General features: G+C 52.1%; 14 protein-coding genes. 4 read left to right on the forward strand and 10 right to left on the reverse strand.

The genetic code is table 11. The features are described 5' to 3' along the window. Positions 1-14: 14 nt before the first annotated feature. The gene (locus NSU18_RS18380; protein ID WP_341149734.1) at positions 15-1811 is read left to right on the forward strand and encodes a helix-turn-helix domain-containing protein; all 1797 of its coding nucleotides are present in this window, start codon (positions 15-17) and stop codon (positions 1809-1811) included. A gap of 132 nt (positions 1812-1943) precedes the next feature. Here the strand turns inward: NSU18_RS18380 and NSU18_RS18385 are convergent, their stop codons facing one another. Together NSU18_RS18385 and NSU18_RS18390 are read right to left on the reverse strand one after the other, a co-directional pair. Then, on the reverse strand, positions 1944-4922 hold the full coding sequence (locus NSU18_RS18385; RefSeq protein WP_341149735.1) for an S-layer homology domain-containing protein: 2979 nt from the start codon (positions 4920-4922) through the stop codon (positions 1944-1946). A 257-nt stretch (positions 4923-5179) separates the two neighbouring features. Then, positions 5180-6067 carry a GNAT family N-acetyltransferase gene (locus tag NSU18_RS18390; protein WP_341149736.1) on the reverse strand — a complete coding sequence of 296 codons (888 nt, stop codon included), beginning with the start codon at positions 6065-6067 and terminating at the stop codon, positions 5180-5182. Positions 6068-6256: 189 nt separating this feature from the next. Here NSU18_RS18390 and NSU18_RS18395 point away from each other — a divergent pair, with 189 nt between their 5' ends. Continuing rightward, positions 6257-6646, forward strand: coding sequence for a hypothetical protein (locus NSU18_RS18395; RefSeq protein ID WP_341015230.1), 390 nt, complete (start codon positions 6257-6259; stop codon positions 6644-6646). Positions 6647-6745: 99 nt separating this feature from the next. Here the strand turns inward: NSU18_RS18395 and NSU18_RS18400 are convergent, their stop codons facing one another. From NSU18_RS18400 to NSU18_RS18410, 3 genes are all read right to left on the reverse strand, one after another. Next, positions 6746-8032 carry a glycoside hydrolase family 18 protein gene (locus NSU18_RS18400; RefSeq protein WP_341015232.1) on the reverse strand — a complete coding sequence of 429 codons (1287 nt, stop codon included), beginning with the start codon at positions 8030-8032 and terminating at the stop codon, positions 6746-6748. A 155-nt stretch (positions 8033-8187) separates the two neighbouring features. Next, positions 8188-10974, reverse strand: a complete 2787-nt coding sequence (locus tag NSU18_RS18405) for a glycoside hydrolase family 3 C-terminal domain-containing protein (RefSeq protein WP_341149737.1) — start codon at positions 10972-10974, stop codon at positions 8188-8190. Between the two features lie 251 nt (positions 10975-11225). Next, positions 11226-11417 (reverse strand): hypothetical protein, encoded by a 192-nt coding sequence (locus NSU18_RS18410; RefSeq protein WP_036691301.1) that lies wholly within the window; start codon positions 11415-11417, stop codon positions 11226-11228. Between the two features lie 194 nt (positions 11418-11611). Here NSU18_RS18410 and NSU18_RS18415 point away from each other — a divergent pair, with 194 nt between their 5' ends. Both NSU18_RS18415 and NSU18_RS18420 read left to right on the forward strand, forming a co-directional pair. Beyond that, positions 11612-12922 carry a putative DNA modification/repair radical SAM protein gene (locus NSU18_RS18415; protein ID WP_341149738.1) on the forward strand — a complete coding sequence of 437 codons (1311 nt, stop codon included), beginning with the start codon at positions 11612-11614 and terminating at the stop codon, positions 12920-12922. Then, on the forward strand, positions 12922-13830 hold the full coding sequence (locus tag NSU18_RS18420; RefSeq protein WP_341149739.1) for a TIGR03915 family putative DNA repair protein: 909 nt from the start codon (positions 12922-12924) through the stop codon (positions 13828-13830). Before NSU18_RS18415 ends, NSU18_RS18420 begins: the two co-directional genes overlap by 1 nt. 42 nt (positions 13831-13872) lie before the next feature. Here NSU18_RS18420 and NSU18_RS18425 read toward each other — a convergent pair whose 3' ends face one another. The 5 genes from NSU18_RS18425 to NSU18_RS18445 form a co-directional block, all read right to left on the reverse strand. After that, positions 13873-16257, reverse strand: a complete 2385-nt coding sequence (locus NSU18_RS18425) for a phosphoketolase family protein (protein WP_341149740.1) — start codon at positions 16255-16257, stop codon at positions 13873-13875. A gap of 276 nt (positions 16258-16533) precedes the next feature. Then, a complete protein-coding gene (locus tag NSU18_RS18430; protein WP_036691306.1) occupies positions 16534-17256 on the reverse strand; it encodes a GntR family transcriptional regulator in 723 nt (240 codons plus the stop codon). 93 nt (positions 17257-17349) lie between these two features. Next, positions 17350-18492 carry a response regulator gene (locus NSU18_RS18435; protein ID WP_341015238.1) on the reverse strand — a complete coding sequence of 381 codons (1143 nt, stop codon included), beginning with the start codon at positions 18490-18492 and terminating at the stop codon, positions 17350-17352. A 109-nt stretch (positions 18493-18601) separates the two neighbouring features. Next, a complete protein-coding gene (locus NSU18_RS18440) occupies positions 18602-23155 on the reverse strand; it encodes an S-layer homology domain-containing protein (RefSeq protein WP_341149741.1) in 4554 nt (1517 codons plus the stop codon). A gap of 338 nt (positions 23156-23493) precedes the next feature. Next, positions 23494-24429, reverse strand: a complete 936-nt coding sequence (locus NSU18_RS18445) for a GNAT family N-acetyltransferase (protein ID WP_341149742.1) — start codon at positions 24427-24429, stop codon at positions 23494-23496. Between the last annotated feature and the right edge of the window lie 24 nt (positions 24430-24453).

The raw sequence follows: 24453 nt of genomic DNA on the forward strand, positions 1-24453 counted from the left end.
GAGTTGTACTGCGCATGATCGTTAGCGAAAAAGTTGGTAAACGGATTGCTACCCTCCGCAAAACAAAAGGCTTGTCCCAGGAACAATTAGCGGAACTGCTCCATGTCAGCGCCCAGGCGGTATCCAAGTGGGAGACCGGCAAATCTCTGCCGGAGACGGCCACCCTTCCCTTGCTATCCGCCGCACTCAATCACTCGATTGACAGCATTCTGCTGCCCCAGGAGCTTGTGGTGCTCTCTGCGATCTATACGGATGGTCAGCAGGAGCTGGAGGTTACCCAGCTTGTGAACCAGTTCGTTGCCTCAGACCGCTTAAGCTTAATTCCTGGGGAGCACCTCTTTCCCCACTCCTGGAATGACGGCCGCCTGAAGCTGCTGCTTGTCACCTATGAGACCCCTGACGGTATGTACTCGACCTTTGTACTGAAGGACCAGCTGCTTACGATAGATATTCATTCGAACGGGTATGTCCCAAGCCATAATGAGCTGCAGATTATTGCTGCGCATTATGGAAATGAACAGGCACACGGCAGCGTTGCGGCCAAAATGAAGCATTACGAGCATTTCCGCTGGACTCAGTTCACCGCCACACATGAGCTGTTTCCCAGTCTGATCGGCTGTGGGGGGCAGGACTACCTGCTGCTGGTCTACCTGAATGCAGAAGGTATTCATGCCGTAAGCTGCGCGGAAGGCGAACAGATTCATTACAGCCAGGACCGCTGCCATCTCTATCAGACCCGCTCCTCCCGGGATCAATGCATCATTGAAGGGATTCCGCGGCTGGGCTTCGGACGGGGACAGGATTGCTCCTGGGCAGGGGCCATGACGCTCGCTCTTACCGCCAGAGGCATAGAGACCACCTATGAGCAGGTGATGGGCCATTCAGGAGCCTGCTGGAGAGCGGCTTTTGAACCGGTATGGGATTACAGCGCTGCGGATGCCCTTGTCGTCTATGACTACTCTATTCCCGCCTGCAAAGCTTATGGACTAAGCGCCTACCGGGCCAACCGGTTAGAGCCGCAGCAGCGCACAGCCGAGAAGCTGGCGATTCTGGAGGATATCCGCCAAGGCAGACTGCCCCTTGCCATTAACCTCAGAGTAGCGCCGGAGTGGGGGGTCATTACAGGATATCTGGCGGAGGGGGATGTGCTGCTGTGCCGCAGTTATTTTGACGATGAGACCTTCAGTGAGCTTGAAGCTGATCCTGAATTCCAGGCTCATATGAGGATAAGCCAGGGGTATCTCCATGTGGATCAATGGCCTTACCGGTTGATTCGCCTTGGCGATCAGTCAGCAGCCCCGTCTGCGCTTGAGAATCTGTATGCATCGCTCCGCCTTAAGCTCGAATCTATGCAGGCTGAGGCCATAGCCAGCAACAGCACTTATGCTGTAGGATACAAAGCGCTGGAGCTATGGAGAGAGGGACTCCTGGACCACCCTTGGTATGCCGCAGCCGACGAAGAAGCCTTCAGCCGCAGGTTATCTGTCAATCACTTCTGCATGATGGCCCTGGCAGATGCCCGCCGCTGCGCCGCCGCCTACTTACGGGGCTCTCTGCCGCTAGTGCATGACCCGAAACAACAGGCAGCCTTGGAAGAGATGTCGGCAATCTATGGGGAAATGGCTGGTCTGCTGGATAAATACTATAAGGAGATGTTAGACCCGGCTATACTCCGAACAACGGGCACTGCCCCCAGAGCCAACTGGACGACCCGGCAGCGTGAAGAGCAGGCAGAGCTGCTGGCGAAGGTTGCTACGCTGGAGCATCAGGGAGATGCTCTTGCGCAAACGGTGCTGAGCCTAACTTCATAGAGTATGGATGTATAACGGCTCCAGTGATGGTTTGACCTGACGTAGAATTATTGTGGAACAGGCAGCAGCACCGCGTACACGAAAAAAGGACACCCGCAGGTGTCCTTTAGATTTTTCACTATAATTGCTTCATTATTCGGTCGCTTTGGTCCGGTCTATCACTGTGAAGAAGAAAGGTTCGCTCTCTCTCATTAGTGGGCCAACAACCGTCGCTTGATATTGCACATTAGGAGTAAGTTTAAATTCTATAACTTCGTAGGAAGCCCGCTCACCGGCCATATAAAATTCTCCAATTACATTTCCATCCTTAGTCTTAAGAAAGAAATGCGCTTCGCCGGATAGACCAGGGACATATACTTCTATCTTCGTACTATCACCATAAACCACACCAACCACTTTAGGTGTCGGAGTAACTGGTTTGCTGGCTACTACAACCTCAACAGGCTTGCTAGGGAGCTTCTCGTATCCCTTGGCGGTTACATATAGAGTCTCTCCGGCAACAAGTTGTGAATCAAGTGACATCCAAAAATATCCGGCGGATGGGCCAAAGTTTTTTGCCTGCCCCAAAATGGTTCCGTCCGCACGTGTGACAACGATGTCTGAGTATCCTTCGGCTGTGCCATAGATTTCCCAATCATATTCATACACAACTTTCGTAACAACCGGTTGTGCTGTTACAGCCGTAGGTACTGCGACAGTGATGTAGACAGGCTCACTCTTTCTTTTATCTCTCGCCTGAGCATAAACCTTCAGCTTCTCACCAACATGGAAAAGCGGGGAATTAGAATTACTAAGGTAGATATCAAACATGCTACCATAGCTATTAGCTATCCCAATTATTGTTCCATCTTCCCTGGTTAATGTAATATCAGCATAAGGTTCTTCTATGGTGCCTTTGATCCTATTGGTATCGTCATACACTACGCTGGTTACTACAGGCGCCTTAGTCTGCGGCCGTTCGACGACCTTCACCTCAAACCGCTGGCTGGACCAGCCGCGATCCGTGTACACGGTCACAAATAATTTATCATTAGCCTTCAGGTGCAGGTCCGGGTTAAATTCAAATAGATTAATATTAAAGTACACTCTGTATTTTTCGGCAGGACTGTTCAACTGTTCCCCGTTCTCAAGCTCAATTTTCACACTGAAGGAATCATAAACGTTCATAATCCTTCCGTTGATATAAGGGATATCCGTATAAGTAATTTGTTCAACCTGTATTTCAGGCGGATTCTCTATGATCGTGAAATCTGGCAGAACCAGATTTTCACCTGCTTTCACAGTAAATTCATCTGAATAATAGTTGTACGTAGAAAGCGGCATAAATACTGCATAAGTACCCGGCACCACATTTTCAAAAGTAAACTCTCCGCCTTTTTCAACGATAGCCGTATAAGTCCCCCGAGTATCCTGCACTCCTCTTAAATAGATACGAAGGTTGTAGGCAGGAACCGGCTTATCCTTCGTATAAGGCTGAACAAACAAACGCCCAGTTACGTTTACATTAGCTTTAGGCACAGTAATCGCTCCAGATAATACAGGGCTTCCACCCTTATAAGATACGGAGTATACCGCCAGTTGCTCAGTCTCACTATTCGCTATTGAAGGAATTGTGAGCCTTACTGTTGCTGCTTTATTGTCAAGGAGCGTAACCAAAGTTACCTCAACCTTATGGACTTCGCCATGATTAACCTGTTCGAGAACGGAGAAATCAGCAGCATCCGGCAGGCTGTCCAGGTTCCGGTTAAATTGGGCTTCTATCATGCCGTTTGCTGCGGTAATTCCCGTTACAGCCAGCGCCGGTACAGGAGTAGAACCGTTGCCGCCGCCGGTACCCGGATCAGGAGAACCACCGCCACTGCCTCCGCCCGGACCAGGATTAGAGGAGCCTCCACCGCCGCCAGTTGCAGGTACAGCAGGCGTTTGTTCTTTTGACAGCTTAGGGTCCGGTACGCCCTCCGACAACACAACGCCTTTGACTTGTCCCTCGCCGGAGATTGTCAGCTTACTCTTCATTTCCAGCTGCTCAATAACAACATTCTTGCTGAAATTCAGAGTAGGGATGACCAGGTTTTCTTGGATAAGCAGATTAGCTACGCTGCCTGAGCGAACATTGAATTCTTTGAGGCTGCCGCCTACAGCAACCTTCTTAAAGTCTCCGGCAAGCACCACTGTGCGCTCTGATGACGATTCTTGGGTATTAGGAAGCACGGTTACATTCACAAAACCGTCGCCGGCAAGATCCTTCTCCTCAATAACCGCGCTGGATAGAATCTGTACTTCCTGCACCGAGCTTGAACCCTCAGCTACAACTCTCACCGCATTATTCAGTCTATTCACAGATACTGTGTTTAGTTTGCTGTTCCGGATATGAATACTGTTGCTGCCTCCGCCTTCGATACGGGTTACACCGTCTACTTGAACTTGTTCAAGGTAGGCGTTCCCATCGGCCACCTCTTTAGCAATGACGAGGTCACCCCGGATATGCATATTGCGGAGCGTGACATTGGAAGCTGTAATTCTTACATTATGGTGTACAGTACTAACTGCATCCTTTCCAAAAGCACCCGCCTGATCATAGACCACTGTACTCAGAGCCAGCGCCTTCTTAATGACCACTACAGTCTCTGCACGGGTCATATTGCGCTGAGGCTGGAAGGCTCCATCCGCATTCTTGCTCATGATCCCCTGATCCAGAAGATACTGGACAGCGGGTTTGCTCCAGGCAGGGATAAGATTCGCGTCCTGTGCAGAGACCGAAGCCGTTGCCCCTGTACTGTCAAAGCCTAATATTCTGGATAGGATCACTGCAGTTTCCTGCCTTGTGATTGGCTTGTCAGGACGGAAGGTATTGTCGCTGAATCCGCTGATATATCCTTGAGCGGTAGCCTTCTGTACTTCTATGTACGCAAAATTCGCCGGCTTCAGATCCTTGAAGCTGATAGCTTTCGTATCCGAATACTTATACGCTCTGTTCACTAGCGCTACGAACTCACCTCTGGATACTTCAGCCCCCGGCCGGAAGGTATGATCGGGATAGCCGGTAATGAGCCCTTGATCCAGCCATTCTTGAATATCCGATTCCGCCCAGTGTCCTTTGATGTCTGCCATTTGTCCGGCCTCGGCGTAACTCCGTGTAAAGGGTAGAAGAATAAATAATAAGACGATGAAGCAAGTATTTCTTAATAAACGATGGATAGCCAAGAGATTAGGTCACTCCCCAATAGAATTAGAACCGGGACTAAAGTCATGTTTTTTTTCACTTTAAACCCAGTACTTCAGGGTAATTCTACATGCATATCCGTTTCCCTTTTTTTCACTGTAAAATATTTCACTACCATTCATTTAAATTCACAATTTGTATATTTTCAGAACATCCCGCCCCCAATAAGGATATGCTTCATGATCCGGTCCCTGGTGAACCCGTTCTTGTCGTAGAAGCGGATGGCGGCTGTATTCTCCTCGCTGACAACCAAGCTGATACCCGAATAGCCCAGCAATTTATACTTCTCTGCCAGACAGGCAATCAGATGCCTGCCTATGCCCCGGCTTCTCTCTTCGGGCCGGATACACAGGTACTCCAGATGAAGGGTGCCGGTCCGTGCATTTCTTCTAACAATTATGTATCCGGTGAACCGGCCCTCGTTAAGGACAGCGTGAACGTCATATTCACTGTTGCTGCTGTCTTCTATCTCTGCAGTAATCTCCTCCGGGGTGAGAATTGCGCCTTGAAATTGCTGATTATGCAGATCGAGAATCTGCCCGGTCCACCTGGAGGCAGGCTCTGTGACGGGCAGCACGGACAGGCCTGGGTGCATGTGACGGCTGCTGTCAGGCGCAGATGCCATAGCGACCGAGTAATGGTAATGTGTGCTCACCTTCTCAGCCCGATAGCGGGCAACATATTCAATGAGCGCAGTATTATCACCGCTAATAAAAAGATGGACATACCTTATAGCTCCAGCTTGAGCAGTCTTACTCAGGTAGTTGAATAAGCGCCGGAGCTCTTCTTCTGGATGAGCTGAATAATAAGGTCCCCATACCTCAATATCCTTGCGCCCGCCTCCAACGTCATAGATGTCCAGGATAATCGCGCCAGTAATACGTTCTCCTTCATACAGCACCAGACTGGCTTCCTCCGTACCGTCACTAAGGTCATGCATAACATCCTCCAGCGTACTGCCTACATACCCGCACTGCTGGTCTCCTGTATTACGGGCGCAGATGAACGCCGCTAACTTCCCGATATCGGTCAAACGGTTCTCCCCCTAATCATAGAATGACTATTGTAATATAATCCCACCTACCTACTAATAGTACGCTATCCTGCTCCCAAAGACAGCCCCGGGTTGTTCAAAAATAATCCGCAGAACTCCATACCCGCACAAGCCGCCCCTCAGGTTCTGAGTAAAATAGAGTAAATAGAACAGTGAGGTGAATGACGAATGGCAAATTCAACAAAGCTCCGCAAGCGGGCACAGCAGCTGAAAGGCCAGCCGGTCTGCATCACTTTGCATAATGGGCGATCCTACGTAGGGTGGATTACAGACCTGAACCAGGAGGCGGTGATTCTGTCCAGACCCGGCACGCGTAAGGGGCCACCTTCGAAACGCAAATCCTCTTCAGCTGCGCGCAGAGCAGAGGTATCCGGCTTCATGCCTCTACTCGGCTCGCTGATGGGCGGAGGCGGCGGGGCTGCCGGTATCGGAGGACTGGGACGGTTCATGGGCATGTTCGGAATGGTGCAGAAGGCGATGCCGGTGATGAAGATGGGCTACAATATGATCAAGTCGATCCGGCCTTTTCTGGGCGGGCTCAAGGGCTTAATGGGCTAATACGTATATTCTTAAAAAACGGATGTGCCGCCACTTCGATGGGCACATCCGTTTTGGTGTGGAGCTTCTTACGCCGCCGCTGGCCGCAAGGTCTCCGGTTTATTTTTTGACCACCTTGAAGTTATCCGTAAGCAGCAGCCAATTCTGCGGAAAAGGCAGGCCCAGCTTCCAGTAGCTGATGCCCCGCAGCCCGAGCTCCTTGATCAGATCGAACTTGGCCTGAATCGAGCGGGCATCCTCAAACCATACCTTATGCTGCCGCCCCTCATCATCGGTGTAATTGAAATGCGGCGCCTGGGCTTTATAGTCATATTGAATGGCTGCATTCCTGTTCCTGGCCAAATCAATGGCTGCCTGCGGACTGAGCGCTTTCGCATATTGCCCCCCTGCTACAAAAGGCAGCGTCCAATCATAACCGTACAGGTTCTGGCCCATCATGATTTTACCGGCGGGCATCTCACTTGCTGCATAGTTCAGCACCTGACGGACAGGCCCGATGGGCGAGACAGGCATCGCCGGTCCCCCGCTGTAGCCCCATTCATACGTCATAATAATGACGAAGTCAGCCACCTCACCGTGAACCTTATAGTCATGCGCCGTATACCAGGCCCCAACCTGTGACGCGCTCGTCTTGGGGGCAAGGGCGGTGGATAGCAGGAAGCCCTCCTTATGAATGACATCTGCCGCTTTCCGCAGAAAAGTATTGTATGCTTCACGGTCCTCCGGCCGGAGAAACTCCAGATCAAAGTGAATATCCCGGAAGTTCAGCCGCTTCGCTTCAGCGATGATGTTCTCAAGCAGACGGTCCTGGACCTCCTGATCATTCAGAATGATGCGCCCGAGCTCCGAGCTGAACTGGGCATCCTCCAGATTCGTCACGACCATCATCAGCGTCACCTGATGCTCTGCGGCAATGGAAGCGAGGCCGTCCAGCGGCGGTGGCACCAGTGTTCCGTCCCGCTTGATCCGGAAGCTGAACGGTGCGAGATACGTCAGCTCAGGAGCAGCCTCACGGGCAGCATTCTGCAGCGGCTGGGAGACACTCTCCCCCCGGGGCTCCACATAAGCGTTCACTTCCGCCTGCCGCTTCGGTCCGGGAGGAAGGTACAGCCGGAGACCGGCCTGCAGCGGCTGATTCAGCGTCAGCCCGTTCACCTCCGCCAGCCCGCTTGCCTTCAGGCCGAACCGCTTGGCAATGCTATAGTAGCTGTCGCCCGGCTGCACCCAATAGTATTGCCCGGCAATCGGGATTACCAGCGCCTGCCCTGCCACCAGCCTTCCCGGCGCAGAGAGCTCATTCGCCTCAGTTATCGTATCTGTGCTGATTCCGTAGGCCTGCGCAATGCCATACAGCGTCTGGCCCGGCTGCACTACATGTATTTGCATACGTTCCTGCCATCCCTTCATAGTAGCCGTTTTATCTCTATTTTATTCGGCGGCCCTGCGGGTATGCGGAATCAGGCGGAACATGTAAATTCTTATATTGCAAAAAAGACACCCCGAAGGGTGCCTTGATACTATTGCTATTAATACTGCTGATGCTATACCTGCTTGAATTCAATCCATTCAATCTGCAGGCCGGGCTTGACGAAGTCCAGCTTCAGCTCATACCGTCCGGCTTCCAGCTCAACCTTGACCAGCTTCTGTCTGATCCACCGGCCTTCCGTTCCGTTCGTCTGAATGGTGGTTACCGCTTGTCCATTCAGCGTCAGGTTGCAGGCGCTCTGTGCAAGCTCAGGCTCAGGAGACATGATGCTGACAATAATGCGGTACTGGCCCGCCTCGTCTGCCTGAATGTAGGTCGGCCCGGACACCGCAGGGGTTACCTGTGCGTTCTGGCTCAGCACGTGCACCTGCTCGGCTCCGATTGCCGGATTAGCCTTGAACGTATCAACCGCTTCAATAATCTCGTGCTCTCTGGAGAATACCGGAGCCTTCATAATGAATTCACAGATGTTAATCGCGCAGCGTTGAAGCTCCCCGCGGGTAAGCGTGCCATTCTCCAGAGATGCGATTGTATTGTCATCGTAAGCGTTAACCTCTGCCCCATAGTTACTAACAACCATGTACAGATCGTTCTGGGCGCGGACCATCCAGTTCGTATTCTTACGGTCTGCCGGTCCTCCGTTCACCACATCATTCATGATGGCCCACCAGTCGGTCATGACAATCCCCCGGAAGCCCCATTCGCCGCGGAGCAGCGTGGTGTTGAGGTCATAGTTGGAAGCCGCCCAATGCCCGTTCACCGGGTTATAGGAGGTCATGATCGAGTTGGCTCCGCCCTGCTTGACTGCGATTTCGAAGCCCTTCAGATAGATCTCACGAAGCGCGCGTTCCGATACGACAGCATCGACCTTACTGCGGTGCTTCTCCTGATTGTTGCAGGCAAAATGCTTCAGCGTCGCATTAGAGCCGCCCTTCATAATTCCGCGTGTGCATGCGGCAGCGAAGATTCCCGAAATCAGCGGGTCTTCGGAGAAATATTCGAAGTTGCGCCCGTTCAGCGGGCTGCGCCGGATATTCAGTCCCGGTCCCAGCAGCGCATCCACCTGGTTGCGCAATAATTCCTGGCCTTCCATGACATACAGGGCTTCCACCAGCTCTGCATTCCATGTAGCGGCAAGCAGGGTGCCAATCGATACCTGTGTAGCCTTCGCTCCACTGTCCATACGGATACCGGATGGGCCGTCCGCTGTAGCTGCAACCGGAATGCCATAGCTGAACAGACTGTCGCTGACGCCCCCGAACGCCGAAGCCGTACCCGGAGTGACCAGCGGGCTGCTCATCCCTTCGCCCCGGACAATCGCCGCCAGGTCTTGGTCGCTTAGCTGGGCAATGAACGTGCTCATGCTGACTTTTGCGTCATGGACATCTCTCAGGGTATATCCCTGATTGCCGGTCTGCTCGAGAGTCTGCGGGAGATTGCGTTCAATCCGCTCCGCCAGATCAACCTTGCGTGTAGGCACCTCGGAGGAGACAAGCTCATACGAACCGTCTGCCTTGCGGGCACCCGGCTTCATCCGCATGAAGCTCTCGGTAGGTGCCATCGCTTCTTCCAGCTGTTCCACGATCTTAAGCTCTTCCAGCACATAGCCTTCTTGTCCATCCAGAAGCACTGCTGACACTGCTTTGACACTGGTGCCTGCATAGAAGCGGTAGGTACCGGCTTCCAGTACATAAGCAGAAGCATGCCCGGTCACTCCGGCGTCATCATAGGAAGCCATGGAATGGAGCGGGAAGCTCACAGTAAGGCGCTGGGACTCACCCGGCTCCAGCAGCTTGGTCTTAGCGAAGGCTGCCAGAGCTTTGGCCGGCTGACCCAGCTGTCCCTGCGGCGCTTCATAATACACCTGCACGACTTCTTTACCGGCGTATACGGCTCCCGTATTCGTTACAGTGACGCCGATTTCAATCTGCGGCTCGCCCGCCTGGTCCACCAGCTTCGCTTCCTCCGGCTCCAGCTTGAAGGTCGTATACGAGATCCCGTAGCCGAATTCATACTGAACCTTATCCGGGTAGAAGGTCTCGAAATAACGGTAGCCTACATAGATATCTTCCTCGTACAGGTTCTTGAACTCGTTACCGTAGTTGCGGGTCGACGGGTAATCATCAATGGAATAGGCAATGGTATCCGTCAGCTTGCCGCTTGGCGTAACCTCTCCCGCCAGAACATCGGCAATCGCGTGACCGCCCTCCATGCCCCCATGCCAGGAATAGATCACAGCAGAGATAGAATTCACATAAGCAGCGTCATTTACCCAGCTCATATCCATGATATTGGACACATTGAGCACCACAATCGTCTGTTCAAAATGAGCCGTAACCGCGACAAGCATCGTCTTCTCATCTTCCGTCAGCCGGTAGCTGCCTGCGGTATCGGCATTATCCTGATCCTCGCCCGCCGTACGTCCAATAACCACAACCGCTTTGGCTGACTGGCTTCTTGCCTGCTTCACCAGCTCGTCCGTAAGCGGCATTTCCTTCTGGTTCCACGGCTCCGCAGCCCATACCTTGCCGCCGTCATCGAACGGGTTCAGCCCGATCCAGGCCTCGTAGGCTGCAGCCAGCTCTTCATTCACGCTAATGTTCTTCTTGCTGCGCAGTCCATCCAGCAGGTTCGTCGTATATGCAACGTGAACGCTACCGCCCGATCCTGTACCGCTGCGGTAGTAATTCACCTGTATTCTGCCAAAAACAGCCACGCTCTCACCGTTACCCAGCGGAAGCACCTGTCCCTCATTCTTCAGCAGTACCGCACCTTCTGCGGCTACCGTCCGGCTAAATTCTGCAAAACCCTCTAACGGCACTCCAATGTTCTGTGTACTCAATTGGTTTCCTCCTGTATGTTCGTTTCCCATGCTGTGGGTTGATTCTATAGACATCGCCTTCCCCGCAAGGATGTACGTTACCTTGAATCTGTATGGTCCTTCATATAGCATATCCTTCTAAGAATATAAGCTCCAGCCATATTATTCAAGCACCGCTCTAAAATAAAAAGACACCTGTGCGGGCGTCTCTCAAGCCTGTTCCTATGCAATCCGTTCCGCCTGAATAGATACGTCCGGATCTTCTATTTATTTTATCTGCGGCGGCGGCCCTTCATCATGCGGTTGTACATAATAAGAGCGGCAACGATCATGCCCAGCATGGCTACACTGCCTGCCGATTCCTGCGACATACCGAACATCAGGCACACACTTGTCACTAACTGTCTTGTCAGCAGCGCAACCGCAATCAGCATGATGGGCCGCCATATGTTATATCCTCTCACTTCAGCAACACTCCTAACCCGATTTTCAATAACCGTATGATTCCTCATTCCATGAACCATCAATTTCTATTATAGCACAAGAAGGAATGCGCATACATTTTGCAGGCGGCCAGTGAGGTAGTTTGTGCTTTTGACAAGAACGTACGTTCGGTATATAATGCTCACATATGAGGGGGATTGAGACCGTGGATGTAATGGAGAAACTAGAGATTCTGACCGCTTCAGCCAAATACGATGTGGCGTGCACTTCAAGCGGTTCGGACCGCAAGGGTCAGGCCGGGGCACTGGGCAACACCTCCGCGATGGGCATCTGTCACAGCTTCGCGGCGGACGGCCGCTGTATTTCGCTCCTCAAGGTACTTATGACCAACGGCTGTGTGTATGATTGTGCGTACTGCATCAATCGCAAGTCCAACCCCATCCGCCGGGCGGCCTTCACCCCCGAAGAGATCGCAGATATCACCATGCAATTCTACCGCCGTAATTATATAGAAGGACTATTCCTTAGCTCAGGCATTATGCGCAGTCCGGACTACACCACCGAGCAGTTAATTGCTGTACTTGAGCTGCTGCGCAATGTCTATCATTTCAACGGTTATATTCATGTAAAAGCCATCCCTGGAGCAGACGAAGCCCTGCTGTCCAGACTGGGGCTGCTCGCCGACCGCATGAGCGTCAATATTGAGCTGCCCTCGCAGGAAAGCCTAGGACGGCTTGCTCCCGATAAGAGCAAGGTATCCATCCTGAAGCCGATGGGGCTGATTAGCAGCCGGATCAAGGAGAACCGCTCCGATATCGTCCGGTATAATCACGCACCCCGCTTCGCTCCGGCCGGACAGAGCACCCAGATGATCGTGGGGGCAACACCCGATACGGATTACCAGATCCTTAATCTGACGGAAGGCCTATACCGCAAATACTCGCTCAAGCGCGTCTTCTTCTCTGCCTATACCCCGGTTGTGGAGGATTCCCTCCTGCCCGCTCTGGACACCAAGCCGCCGCTGCTGCGGGAACATCGGCTCTATCAAGCCGATTGGCTCCTGCGCTTCTACGGCTTCAAGGCGAATGAATTATTGGATGAGGCCGTACCGAACTTCAACCCGCTGCTGGACCCCAAATGCAGCTGGGCTGTTAACCACCGGGAGCAGTTCCCCGTTGAGATCAACCGCGCTCCGTACGAAATGCTGCTGCGTGTACCCGGCATTGGCGTAAGAAGTGCACAGCGGATCGTAAAGGCCAGACGGGCCGGATCGCTTGATTTCCATGCGCTGAAGAAGCTGGGAGTGGTTCTGAAGCGCGCCCAGTTCTTCATCACCTGCAAGGATAAGCCGCTGGAGGGACTGAAGGTAAGCGAACATACGCTGCTTCGCTCACTCATGTCCGGGGAGCAGTTCGCGCTCCAGCAACCGCAGGTGGAACAGCTCACGCTGTTCGATGACTTTAACCTCTCCACCTTGCCCGCCGCCGGTGACTGGAACAGCATCAATAAGGGGGCGAAGGCCTGATGTTCAAGCCGTCCGCCCTCGCGTATACCTATGACGGCAGCTTCGAGGGGCTGCTGTGCTGTGTATTTGAGAGCTATGCCTGGAAGGAGATTCCGCTGGCGATTCATGCTGAGGGCGGAGAAATTGGCCTGCTGCTGGAAGCCAAGTGGATTGAGACCGACAAGGACAAGGCCGCACGGGTACTGAAGTCCCTGCCGCTGCGGATCAGCCGCGAAGCCGAGGAGCTGGTGCGCCTGGGCTTCTGGAGCTGCGCCCCCGACAAGGAAATGCTGCTGCTGAATTTCCTGTATCTCGGCTTCAAGCATGGCCGCAAGGTAATGAATATGCTGGCCGATGATACTGTTAATAGTCTGATGAAGGCCGTTCAGCAGCTCCGCCATGAAGCACATCTGTACACGGGATTCGTCCGCTTCTCTGTATACGGCCCGGTCATGGCCGCAGTCATTGAGCCGCAAGGTTATGTGCTGCCTGTAATTCAGGAGCATTTTTGCGACCGGTTCCAGGGGGAGAGCTTCATGATCTACGACCAGACCCACGGGGCGGCGCTGATTCATGAGCCCGGACGGGAGGCCATCGTGCCCTTAAGCGGGTGGGCCCCGCCTGAGCCCGATGAGACGGAGGAAGCGTACCGCCGCTTATGGACTGGCTTCTACCATGCCATCGGCATCAAGGAGCGCAAGAGCGACCGGCTGCGTTCCTCACTAATGCCGAAGCGCTACTGGAAGCATATGGTGGAGATGAATGACAGGGGCGGTGTGCCTGTACTTACCGCGGGGCAGCGGAAGAAGGCATTGCCGCGGGAGAACTCATCGATCCCGGAGGTCCTGGAGACCATAATCCAACTCCATTCACCGGACACAAAAAGCGCCCCGCAGCCATTATCTGACCCCGGAGCGCTCCCTGATTGAAGCTTACTATATTATTAATGAAATAACACTATCATCCTGCCCTTAGTTCAAAGCCTTCCATACCCAGTTCTCCACCTCTGGAAGGTCGATGCCTTCTTCGCGGATGTACGCGTGATGCTTCTGCACAATGGCATCCATCTCGTCAGCGATAGCCTGGTATTTGCTTGCATCCGGCAGGCTCAGCACAGCTTCCTTCGTGAGGTCGAAGCGGTCCATCTGGTTGAGTACACGCATATCGAACGGTGTAGTGATGTCGCCATTCTCGCGGTAGCCATGCACATGCAGGTTATGGTTGTGGCGGTCGAAGAACAGGTCTTTGATCAGGCCTTCATAGCCGTGGAAGGCGAAGATGACCGGTTTATCTTTTGTGAAAAATTGATCAAACTCCTCGTCAGACAAGCCTCGCGGATCAAGCTTCTGGCTTCTCAGCTTCAGCAGATCGACCACGTTGATGTAACGGATCTTCAGCTCAGGCAGCTTCTCATGCAGGATCGAGATGGCAGCCAGTGCTTCCATTGTAGGCTCAGTACCGGAAGAAGCGATGACGAGATCCGGCTCTCCGCCCTTGTCGGTGCTGGCCCAGTCAATGATCTTGAGGCCTTTGTCCACCAGCTCCTGCGCTTCGTCTGCCGAGAACCACTGCGGACGCGGATGCTTGGAGGATACGATCAGGTTGATCTTCTGGCGGTCATTCAGGATCTTGTCGAACACAGCCAGCAGGCTGTTCGCATCAGACGGCAGATACTCACGGATGAACTCAGGCTTCTTGTCAGCCAGATGGCCAAGCAGACCCGGATCTTGGTGGGTATAGCCATTATGGTCCTGTTGGAACACTGTCGATGTGGCAATCACATTCAGTGAAGGAATATCTTCTCTCCAGGTCTGATCTGTTGCCTTGCGCAGCCACTTGAAGTGCTGAGTAATCATCGAATCGACCACGCGCAGGAAGGCTTCATAGCTGGCGAAGAAACCGTGGCGTCCAGTCAGGACATAACCTTCCAGAATCCCTTCAGCTTGATGCTCAGACAGCTGGGAGTCAATGACACGGCCGTATGGAGCAAGGAATTCATCCTGCGGTTCCTGAATGGCATCCATCCATTGGCGCTTGGTCACTTCGAATACAGGTCCCAGTCGGTTAGACATAGTCTCATCCGGTCCGAAAATACGGAAGTTGCGGTTCTCTTCGTTGAGGGTAACAACCTCTTTCAGGTATTTCCCCAGCACGGCCATATCCTGCGCAATCACTTGGCCTGGAGCAGAATTATCGAGAGTGTAGTTGCGGAAGTTCGGCTTGTGCAGGTCTTTAATCAGCTTGCCGGCATTGGTTACCGGGTTCATGCCCATACGTCTGTCGCCGGTTGGCAGAATTTCAGCCAGATCTGCGTTCAGGCGGCCGTTCTCGTCGAACAGTTCTTCAGGTCTGTAGCTGTTCAGCCATTCAAGCAAGGCCGGAGCATGCTTCATGTTCTTTTGGTCAACCGGAATCGGCACCTGGTGGGCACGGAAGGAGCCTTCATTCGGCACGCCGTCCCATGCTTTTGGACCCGTCCAGCCCTTAGGCGTACGGAAGACCAGCATTGGCCATACAGGGCGTGCAGTATCGTTATTCTCGCGGGCATTCTTCTGAATGGCGGCAATGCGCTCTACGATCGTATCCAGCACTTTAGCCATTTCCGGGTGCATCAGATCCGGGTTCTCGCCTTCTACGAAGAAGGCTTCCCATCCGTTTCCGGCGAAATAGGCGGTCAATTCTTCTCTGCTCATCCGGGACAGGATGGTCGGGTTGCTGATCTTGAAGCCGTTCAAATGCAGAATCGGCAATACAGCACCGTCTGTAATCGGGTTGATGAACCGGTTGGACAGCCAGGAAGCGGCCAGCGGGCCGGTCTCTGCTTCTCCGTCACCTACAACTACTGCGGAGATCAGGTCAGGATTATCCAGAATCGAACCCACGCTGTGCGACAGGGAATAACCCAGCTCGCCGCCTTCGTGAATCGATCCAGGTGTTTCAGGAGCAGCATGGGAGGCAACACCGCCAGGGAAAGAGAACTGCTTGAACAGCTTTTTCAGACCAGGGATATCCTGAGTGATCTGCGGGTAGATTTCGGTGTAGCTTCCGTCCAGATAAGAGTTCGACACCATCACCTGACCGCCATGGCCCGGGCCTTCAATATAGAACATGTTGAGATCATATTTAGTGATTACACGGTTCAGATGCGCATAGATAAAGTTCTGCCCAGGGATGGTGCCCCAGTGTCCGATCGGCTTCACTTTAACGTCTGCATCCTTCAACGGTTCTCTTAACAACGGATTATCCTTCAAATAAAGCTGGCCTACGGAGATGTAGTTCGTTGCGCGCCAGTAAGCGTCAAGCTTTGCCAGATACGTTTTGGAGGAATAATCCACCTGTTCGATTGTTAATCCCATGTCTTCCACTCCCTAATCTTTTTCTTTGTAAATTGAATGTATCACTTCTACAGTTACATCATACATCGGCATTTCAGAAATTCAATCTTTTTAGAAATTAATACGGTCCAATATTGTGAAATTTTGAACATAGTATGAAATTCGCTGCAAATCAAGCACAAAAAGATGATCATTTTTATAATTATGGATTAATTTGTTATCTATAAAAAACACAAAAAGACCGGGACTCCTCCCGGCCTGCTATACCTCAGTTATGCTGTTTACGCCGTCCATCCGTCAATGCACAGACACGAACGTATTGAACTTCAGATACTCATAATGGAAGCGCATGTGCGAGAATTCAAACGGCGTGCCGTTATCCAGGAAGAAGATCCCCTCCATGATCCCAACGGGTTCATTCTCCTTCAGATGGAGCAGCTCCTGGTCATTCGGCAGAGAAGGCTCGGCAAAAATAGACAAAAAGGATTTGGTCACCGCCAGATTGCGCGACTCCTCCAGATAATGAAAAATCGAGCCCTCGATAATCGTCTGGTCGAGATTTTGCACAATTTTGATCGGAATATATCCCGTCTCAATCATGAAGGGCGCACCTTCGAACAGGCGCAGACGCACGATCTTATACACGAAATCATGGGGCATCAGGAACAAATCCCGCTGAAGCTCCTCCGTGGGGCGGATGACCTCGAAGCTCAGCACCTTGATCTCCGGCTTCTTGCCGTGCATCTGGAAATTATCCGACACCCCCAGGTTAGAGCCCTCGTAGTTGAAGATCGAATCGTTCTTTATGTATAACGGATTGATGAAGGTGCCGGAGCCGCGTTTCTTGAAAATAATTCCCGAGCTCTCCATCTTCATCAGCGCACGCTTGATGGTACTGCGGCTAACCTGATACGCCTCGCTGAGACTGCGCTCATCCGGCAGCTTCATATCGGCGTACTGCCCGGCAAAGATCTTCGTTTTGAGATCAGCAATAATCTGCTTGTAGACAAATTGGGTCATGGGGTGCTCCTTCGTCGGGTCTTTGCAGAACAAGTTCATTCAAGATTAAATATATCATAATTTAGATAGGGCAAAAAGGATGAATCCACGGACTCACCCTTTTTGACGCTTGTTGTCCCAATCCCTATACCATTTGACAATCTCCCGGCTCGGCTTCTCAGCAACCTCTGCTTCCATGGCCGTTTCCAGCATGACATATTGTCTTTGCACGAGAAAATGAAAGCCCATTCTGTCCGATATTTGCATGTACAATAATTGCGCCTGCTCCTCTAACGGATAGCGGGTGCATACCTGTTCAATATGCTTGAAGGCCTGTTCATATTCTGCTTCGCCCATATACCAGCGGACCAGATTCAGCTTGAGCCGAATCCACTGCAGCTGAAATCTCTGCCGTTCAAGCTCCGCCCACACATAATCGTACCCCTCCAGATATTCGCTTTTGAACAGCTTCAGGATTCGTTCATATTCAGGCAGTGTATCATTCGCTAGCTCTACCCCCGCTTGGATAAAGCGGTCAAACTCATCAACGTCCAGGCAGATGCCATCCAGCTTGAGCAGATAGCCGTCCGCCGTATTTTGCAGGAGAATCCGTTCTCTGCTGAAGGGCTCCAGCATTTTGCGGATATGGTACACAGCGGTATATAACTGCGGATAGGCCCTGTTCGGATCAAAATCAGCCCACAGCAGCTCAATCAGGGTAGCTTTACTGACCACTTTGCCGCGATGATGCAGCAGATAAAAGAAGATTTCCTGCGCCTTCGCCGTTCTCCATTGCAGCGGTGCAAGCTCCTGCGCGCCTTCATAGATCCGGAAGGCATCGAGCATTAGCATCCTCCAGCTTGTCTGCGCTGAAGCCGCCCGGGCTGCCAGGCCAGGCTGCTGCTGAGCATTCAATCTTCGAACTGTAAGCTTCAGGCGGTCCATATGAATCGGCTTAAGCAAATAGTCCAGGGCATTCAGCTCAAAAGCCTTGATCGCATACTTATCATATGCCGTTACGAATACAACCTGCAGATCGGGCCTGCGTTCCAACAGCCGTTCCGCCAGCTCAATCCCGCTCAGCTCCGGTAAATGGATATCGAGAAACACAATATCGGTCCCGGTCTCCTCCACCTTTTGCTGTCCTTGCAGCGGATCGGTATATTTGCCGATAATCTCAAAACACCCAAGCGCATGCAATTGGCGTTCCAAAGCCTTAAGTGCCAATTCTTCATCGTCAATCAGGATTGCTCTCATTCGGATCTCCTTCGCAACTGGAAATCGGTACAGTGTTATAACCATTATACTTCAAATTTAATGATTTAGGGGTTGGAGGAGAATGATCTCTCCTCCAACCCCTATCCATTTATTCTGTAACCCGTTGTTCCTTCTGTTCACTGTCGATCCGGTACTGATGGTCGATGACAGCCTCCTGGATATCCAGGTAGGCCCAATGATTCTTGGAGACATCCGGGAATTTCACCGCATCTGCTCCATGGAGCGGGCCGCGGCCGAACATCTGATTAACAATGACTACAGCTTCCGCACGGGTCAGATAAGCATTCGGCTTGAAGCTGCCGTCCGGGTAGCCCTTGAGCAAGCCTGCCGACACGTTGGCTGCAATTACACCTTGTGCCCAATGCCCGGTTATATCATTGAAGCTGGATGCACCGTCTGCCGGTACGGCAAGCTTCAGGTAGTTGGCAGCAGCTGCGGCCATTTCCGCTCTCGTAATCGGAGCAGCCCCCCGGAACTTTCCGGTTGGATCGCCCTTCATCACGCCTTGTGCGCTCACGAAGGCGATAGCTCCCGCTGCATAATGACGGACAGCCACATCCGGGAAGGGAGGATTGCCTACAGCCGCACTTGCATTGTAGCCCAGATTCCGGGCAATCATGAGTGCCATCTGCGAGCGCGTTACCCGCTCATCCGGCTTGAATTCACCATCCGGGAAGCCAACGATATAGGATACATGCGTAGCAGGCGACTGATTATTGAAGTTGATAATCGTAAAGGTACTAAATTTGCTTACCGAGAATTCCAGTCCAAGCAGTCCCTCTTTATAGGTAACCGCTTTGCCTTTGACAACCTCTTTCGTGCCGTCGGTATGTTCAATGAAGATACCGAGCTGTGCCAGGAATGCATTACGCGCCGCTTCATTCGCAGGCAGCTTCACATCTCTTAGCGGCAGAATCAGGGTTACCGCCCGGCTGGACAGGTTCGTCTCGATGGTCATCGGTCTGGCGACCACTTCAATTTTGTTATCCTTGGCCACTTCACGGACCACAGCTTCGAGTGTGGCTCTCTTCTCGATTTCATTCCGCTCTGTTGCATTTCTCACCGGCACCAGCCGGAAATAGAAGTCTTGTCCGATGCCTTCCAGCGATTCGTTCGGAACACGCACAATCGCGTTCTCCGTATAGATTTCCAGTATAATTCCGTTCTCTTTCAGCAATTTGGCGGTCTCCGCCGGAATCTGGACATTCACTTCGCTGACATTGTCCGCCGCATCCGGGATGACTACACGGGCAATGCTTTGTCCCGTCTCTTTCGCCTTCTTCACCGCTTCTTCAGCCTTATCCTTGGTGAAGCGGACCAGATCGGTGATTGTGCCATTGCTCTGAGTGGTGCGCTGAACCGGCACTTTCGTGATACCCGCCGCATTGGCTCCGCCGATGGCCACATCCACCTGAATCACTTCGGTCTTGGATGTTTCAGGCGCTGCTGGCGCCGGAGCGGAACCTCCGCCTGATGGAGCAGGCTCTTGTCTGGTGATAGTTACGGTGTAGGTGTTCGTTCCGCCTGCGGAATCCTTGACGGTGACAACAACCTCATTCTTCCCTACCTTCAGCGGGAGAGCTGCGCTCCAGTCGCCGCTCTTCACCTGTACAGGAGCTTCGCCCGCAATGCTGAGCGTTACTACAGCCCCTGGGTCCAGGGTAAACGGCTTAAGGGAAATCTCATACACACTGTTGCTAACAGTTGCTTCATACTTGTCAGTTTCAGGCTTGAACTCCGGCTGTAGGGTGCCGCTGGAAGGCTCAAGCGAAACCAGCTTCCCGCTGGCGCGGATGACCTGAATTTGATATTGTCCAAGCTTAATGCCCGGGTTCTTCGCATCCACAATATCCACCTGGATGGTATTCAGCCCTTCCTGAAGCGGCAGCTTACTCCAGTCGCCGTCAGGAACCTCTACCCCATTCAGGGTTACCTTGCGTAGTCTATCCTTATCTCCTGCCGGAGCAAGATTCAGGGCGATGGAATCCGTCTCATTAGGTACGGTTGCCAGATAGCCGCTTGGTACGTCGGGCTGGAAGCCCGGACTTAAGGATACCGGCTTATCCCCGGCACTCAATCCCAGCCCGTTCTCCGGCAGCTTGCCGCCGTCTGCGATATATTTGCCGTCTCCGCCGAGATCAATCCCCGGCTGCAATCCCGTAAGCGGGTTATGCTTATTTCCATTCTCGGTCACACTTCCGTGTTCTGGGTCGTAACTGAGCAGGCCACCCTTAGAATCAGAAGGAATGGACACAATCAGTTCATTGCCGTTGATTTCAAAAGGCTCCTTAAGCGGCACGCCGCCGTAAGTGAACCCGGCCAGATCGGTCAGATCGTTGATCGGCTTATTGAACACCAGCTTGAGCTGCCCTGCTTCGGGATAAGCAGCAACGAGCTGAAGCGGAATCACATTGTTATCTTTCGTAATGCCGGACTGCTCACCGGCCTGAATCGGCTTCAATTCATTCAGGACGTTGCCTTCAGCCGTAACATTACCGGCAGCAGGATCGTACCCTACGATCAATGCATCATCCGGACCAAGCGCTTCCTCCAGAACGACTTCCACTTTATCGCCCTGCACCGACTTCACAGCAATAACCTTCCGGCCATCGATGGTCAGCCCGGTGAAATCCCCATCGGTCAACGCAGAGCCAACCGGCTGATTGAATGTCAATACAGCGTGATCCGGCTGGCCTTCGTTTACCGCCACATGGGTCAATTCCAGCTGTGGTACAGTGAACGGCACCAGCTTCGTTTCTGTTCTTACTTCATCGCCGAATGTTTTGGTCGAAGTCACCGCCACATGGTAGGAGCCCGGTGCCAGCGGTCCCGGCAGCTTGGTGTCCCACTTATAGACATCATCGGTTACGGTAATGCCTACCTCAAGATCGAACAGATGTGCATTCGGGTGGACGTCCACTTTATATACAGCAGCCGTAACCACCGAATCAAGTGCAGCTTGTCCAGTTACAGGAAGCGGCAGATCTGCTCCATATACCTCGGTTCCCTTAGCAGGCGTTTCAATTTCCAAGGAATCCCCGAACGGTCCGTTCGCAATAAGCGTAAAGTCGGACACTGGCTCCTTCCCGGAAGTCTGAGCCTGAATTGCCGACTCTGCGGCATCATATTCGATTCGAACCACAGGGTCATTGGACAACGGGCTGGCCAGGGTCAGAATGATGACACTAGGATCTTGGTCGGATACTACAGCGTTCGTAACATCCACCACTTTTCCGTCCAGTGTCACTCTGAAGTCATCCGTAGGGTCAGCATCGCCATCATTGAACTTAACCGGCTTGTCGAACTTAATGGATACCTGGTTGTTGCTGCCCTCTGTATAGCTTGCGCTATCAGCCACTGGCGGCTGCTTCACCAATCCGGCAATGGCATCCGCCAGACCCTTGCGGGCGGCCTCAACCTCTTCAGGGGAAGCATGGTCATCATCAAGGACCGCCTTGGCTGCATCCGATGCATCCTTGAGCACTGCCAGAGAAGCCTTCGTATAGACCTGCGGCTCCAGACCGAGATAACCCTCTGCTGTATCGTTGTCCTGCTTCAGCGGGGTTTTGTCTACTAATGTTATAGTAGTACTAATACTGGAGTTCGCATCGCCTGGCATACCACCATATTCCACAAGATAAGCATCAACCCTGTTATCTATTGGATAGTCATTCCACTTTCCGCTTGCAAAGATGTGCACCACATGTTCGTAGGTAGAGTCATTCGGCTCTCCTGCATCCCAGTTGTTATGCATGATATGGTTAGTACCAATCCCATAAGTAAGATCCGTCACTGTGGCAGAATCATTTCTTCCACCATTAGCGTTGTACCCCTTATAGAAAGGAAGCCCGGATTTGCCTTCGTACTGCAGCTTTCCTTCAGGTCCGGTTACCCAGCGCCAATCGCCATAACCATTGTATTTGTTGTTCTGCAAGGCGAACACACGTGTATTGGCCCTTCCGTTCATATCCTCGGAACGAGCTACATCTTTCCCGCCAACCCAACCAATCCCTCTAGCCTTCTCCGCAATAAAAGCGTTCTCATCCGGGCCGGTAATCGTCGCCAGATACCCTTGGCGGCCATAATAGGTCCGCTGTTCGGCCTTCACCCGGGCATCCGTCCACTTCACGCTTGGATCTGTAACATACTCATAGAAGTGACCATTCTTATTAAAGGCAAGAACAGGGCCAAGACCAAAGGTCAGACTACGTTCACCGGAAGTGGTCATCGTAAATTGGGCATTCTCCAATACCTGCTGATAGACTTCAACCGCCGCGTTGCCTGTTAAGATATAGGCTCCGTTGCCCCCGCTAGTCGCTACTGTAATTCCTGTACCGGATGTGGCGAATGTCATCTGATCGCCCGCTTTATATCCGTTAATGACAACCGTAGCCCCTGTCATCATTTCACCCGCATCTGCGGTGATAAAGAGCTCCGGGAAGGTTAATTTTACTGCTCCGCCATCCTTGGTGAAGCTCCGGTACTTATCCGAAGTGAAAATTTGTTCCGAACCATCATTCTCCGCTACAGCCGCATGGGCCACTGGCCCAAGCACCGCAAAGTTGGCGGTGACCAGCGCAATTGATAAAGAGGCGGCCAGAGTGCGTGACCATCCTTTATTCCATTTCTTCGATGTTGTCATCTTTTTGTGTACTCCTCATCTAATGGGACTTGTATGGGATCAGCCGACACTTCCTATTGTTCATAGACCGCTTGCCTGTTACCTGTAAATTCCTCCCTTCCTATGCAGGCGTTCACCAAATCGTAAGATACGGATACCGGCAGGTTGTGTATAATAATCTCTTAGTTCCTAATAGTATCCGACAGTCCTCTACATTAACTCTACAATCCTCCTTTTTTGTGACAAATACCATTGCATAATTGCGAATTCCCTTTCACTTTTTGCTATCATTCCTATTTATAATTAAAAAAGACACCCCTAAGGGTGCCTTGGCTGATCCTGCGGATCGCTTATTTCGGTTAATCCAACGAAATATAAATCTTCTGAATCTCCTGCACCCCGGGCATGAACCCGAGATTGTAGTACATAGATTCCGCATCATTTCCTTCCATTACATACAATCTCAGCAGCGGATAAGAACCCTTCAGAGTGGTGAGGGCTCTTTGCAGCATGCGTGTAGCCAGTCTTCTCCCACGATAAGCAGGATTAACGCCAATGCTATAGACTGCGGCCACGCCGTCCTGTAGACACAACCTGCAATTGGCAATGAGCTGATCAGTCGCGTTATCGAATACCAACGTGGAAGCCTGCGTCAATATTTCATTGGAGTAATTAGGATCTTCACCGGGTACAAAATCTTCTAAAGCAAATTGCTTCCTCCGGGTTGCATCCAGTCCGCCTCGAAAGCTCTCAAAATCACAGCGGGCAATCTCTTCTGCAAGGATGAACCGTTTGCCCCCTGCCTCGGTTACCTCCACTTCAGGACTCTCAATCCTCAGATTATCCTCCCAATTCACTTGGAAATATTCTGTAGGCCGCTGCATCCAGCGGCATCTGAACTCATCCGGCCAAAAGCCTGCCCGGGCATACAGCTGAACCTGATCCGGCAGAATTTCATAGGCTCGTATGGGCTCCTTCCGGTCAGACCACTCGATCAACAGCTTTTTAAGCTGCTTGAGCACTCTGAATGTATCGTTAAATGGCGGGATTACAAAGAGATGGTAGATCACATTGGGTGACATCCGGACTCCGCCGATTTTGCTCTCCCCCTTGTATATCCAAAAGGCATTTCTGCGCGGATTCGCATAGCTTTCCTCTCTAAAAAAACCGTTATACTCCATGTTATAGTAGACGGAGCAATATACGCCCCACTCCTTGGGCTCTGCTCTTCGAATAGACCAATCACCGTTTAAATCGTAGAATATCGTATCTTCAGACCATTGCTTCATACTCATCGTGCACCCCTCCTTCCTCTTAAT

This window comes from Paenibacillus sp. FSL H8-0048, from assembly GCF_038002825.1.
GTDB lineage: Bacteria > Bacillota > Bacilli > Paenibacillales > Paenibacillaceae > Paenibacillus_AQ.

Bases quoted from the DNA above. Each gene is read 5' to 3' on its own strand.
- NSU18_RS18380 (WP_341149734.1), top strand. From the start codon at position 15: ATGATCGTTAGCGAAAAAGTTGGTAAACGGATTGCTACCCTCCGCAAA.
- NSU18_RS18385 (WP_341149735.1), bottom strand. From the start codon at position 4,922: ATGGCAGACATCAAAGGACACTGGGCGGAATCGGATATTCAAGAATGG.
- NSU18_RS18395 (WP_341015230.1), top strand. From the start codon at position 6,257: ATGGCAAATTCAACAAAGCTCCGCAAGCGGGCACAGCAGCTGAAAGGC.
- NSU18_RS18400 (WP_341015232.1), bottom strand. From the start codon at position 8,032: ATGCAAATACATGTAGTGCAGCCGGGCCAGACGCTGTATGGCATTGCG.
- NSU18_RS18415 (WP_341149738.1), top strand. From the start codon at position 11,612: ATGGAGAAACTAGAGATTCTGACCGCTTCAGCCAAATACGATGTGGCG.
- NSU18_RS18420 (WP_341149739.1), top strand. From the start codon at position 12,922: ATGTTCAAGCCGTCCGCCCTCGCGTATACCTATGACGGCAGCTTCGAG.
- NSU18_RS18425 (WP_341149740.1), bottom strand. From the start codon at position 16,257: ATGGGATTAACAATCGAACAGGTGGATTATTCCTCCAAAACGTATCTG.
- NSU18_RS18430 (WP_036691306.1), bottom strand. From the start codon at position 17,256: ATGACCCAATTTGTCTACAAGCAGATTATTGCTGATCTCAAAACGAAG.
- NSU18_RS18435 (WP_341015238.1), bottom strand. From the start codon at position 18,492: ATGAGAGCAATCCTGATTGACGATGAAGAATTGGCACTTAAGGCTTTG.
- NSU18_RS18440 (WP_341149741.1), bottom strand. From the start codon at position 23,155: ATGACAACATCGAAGAAATGGAATAAAGGATGGTCACGCACTCTGGCC.
- NSU18_RS18445 (WP_341149742.1), bottom strand. From the start codon at position 24,429: ATGAGTATGAAGCAATGGTCTGAAGATACGATATTCTACGATTTAAAC.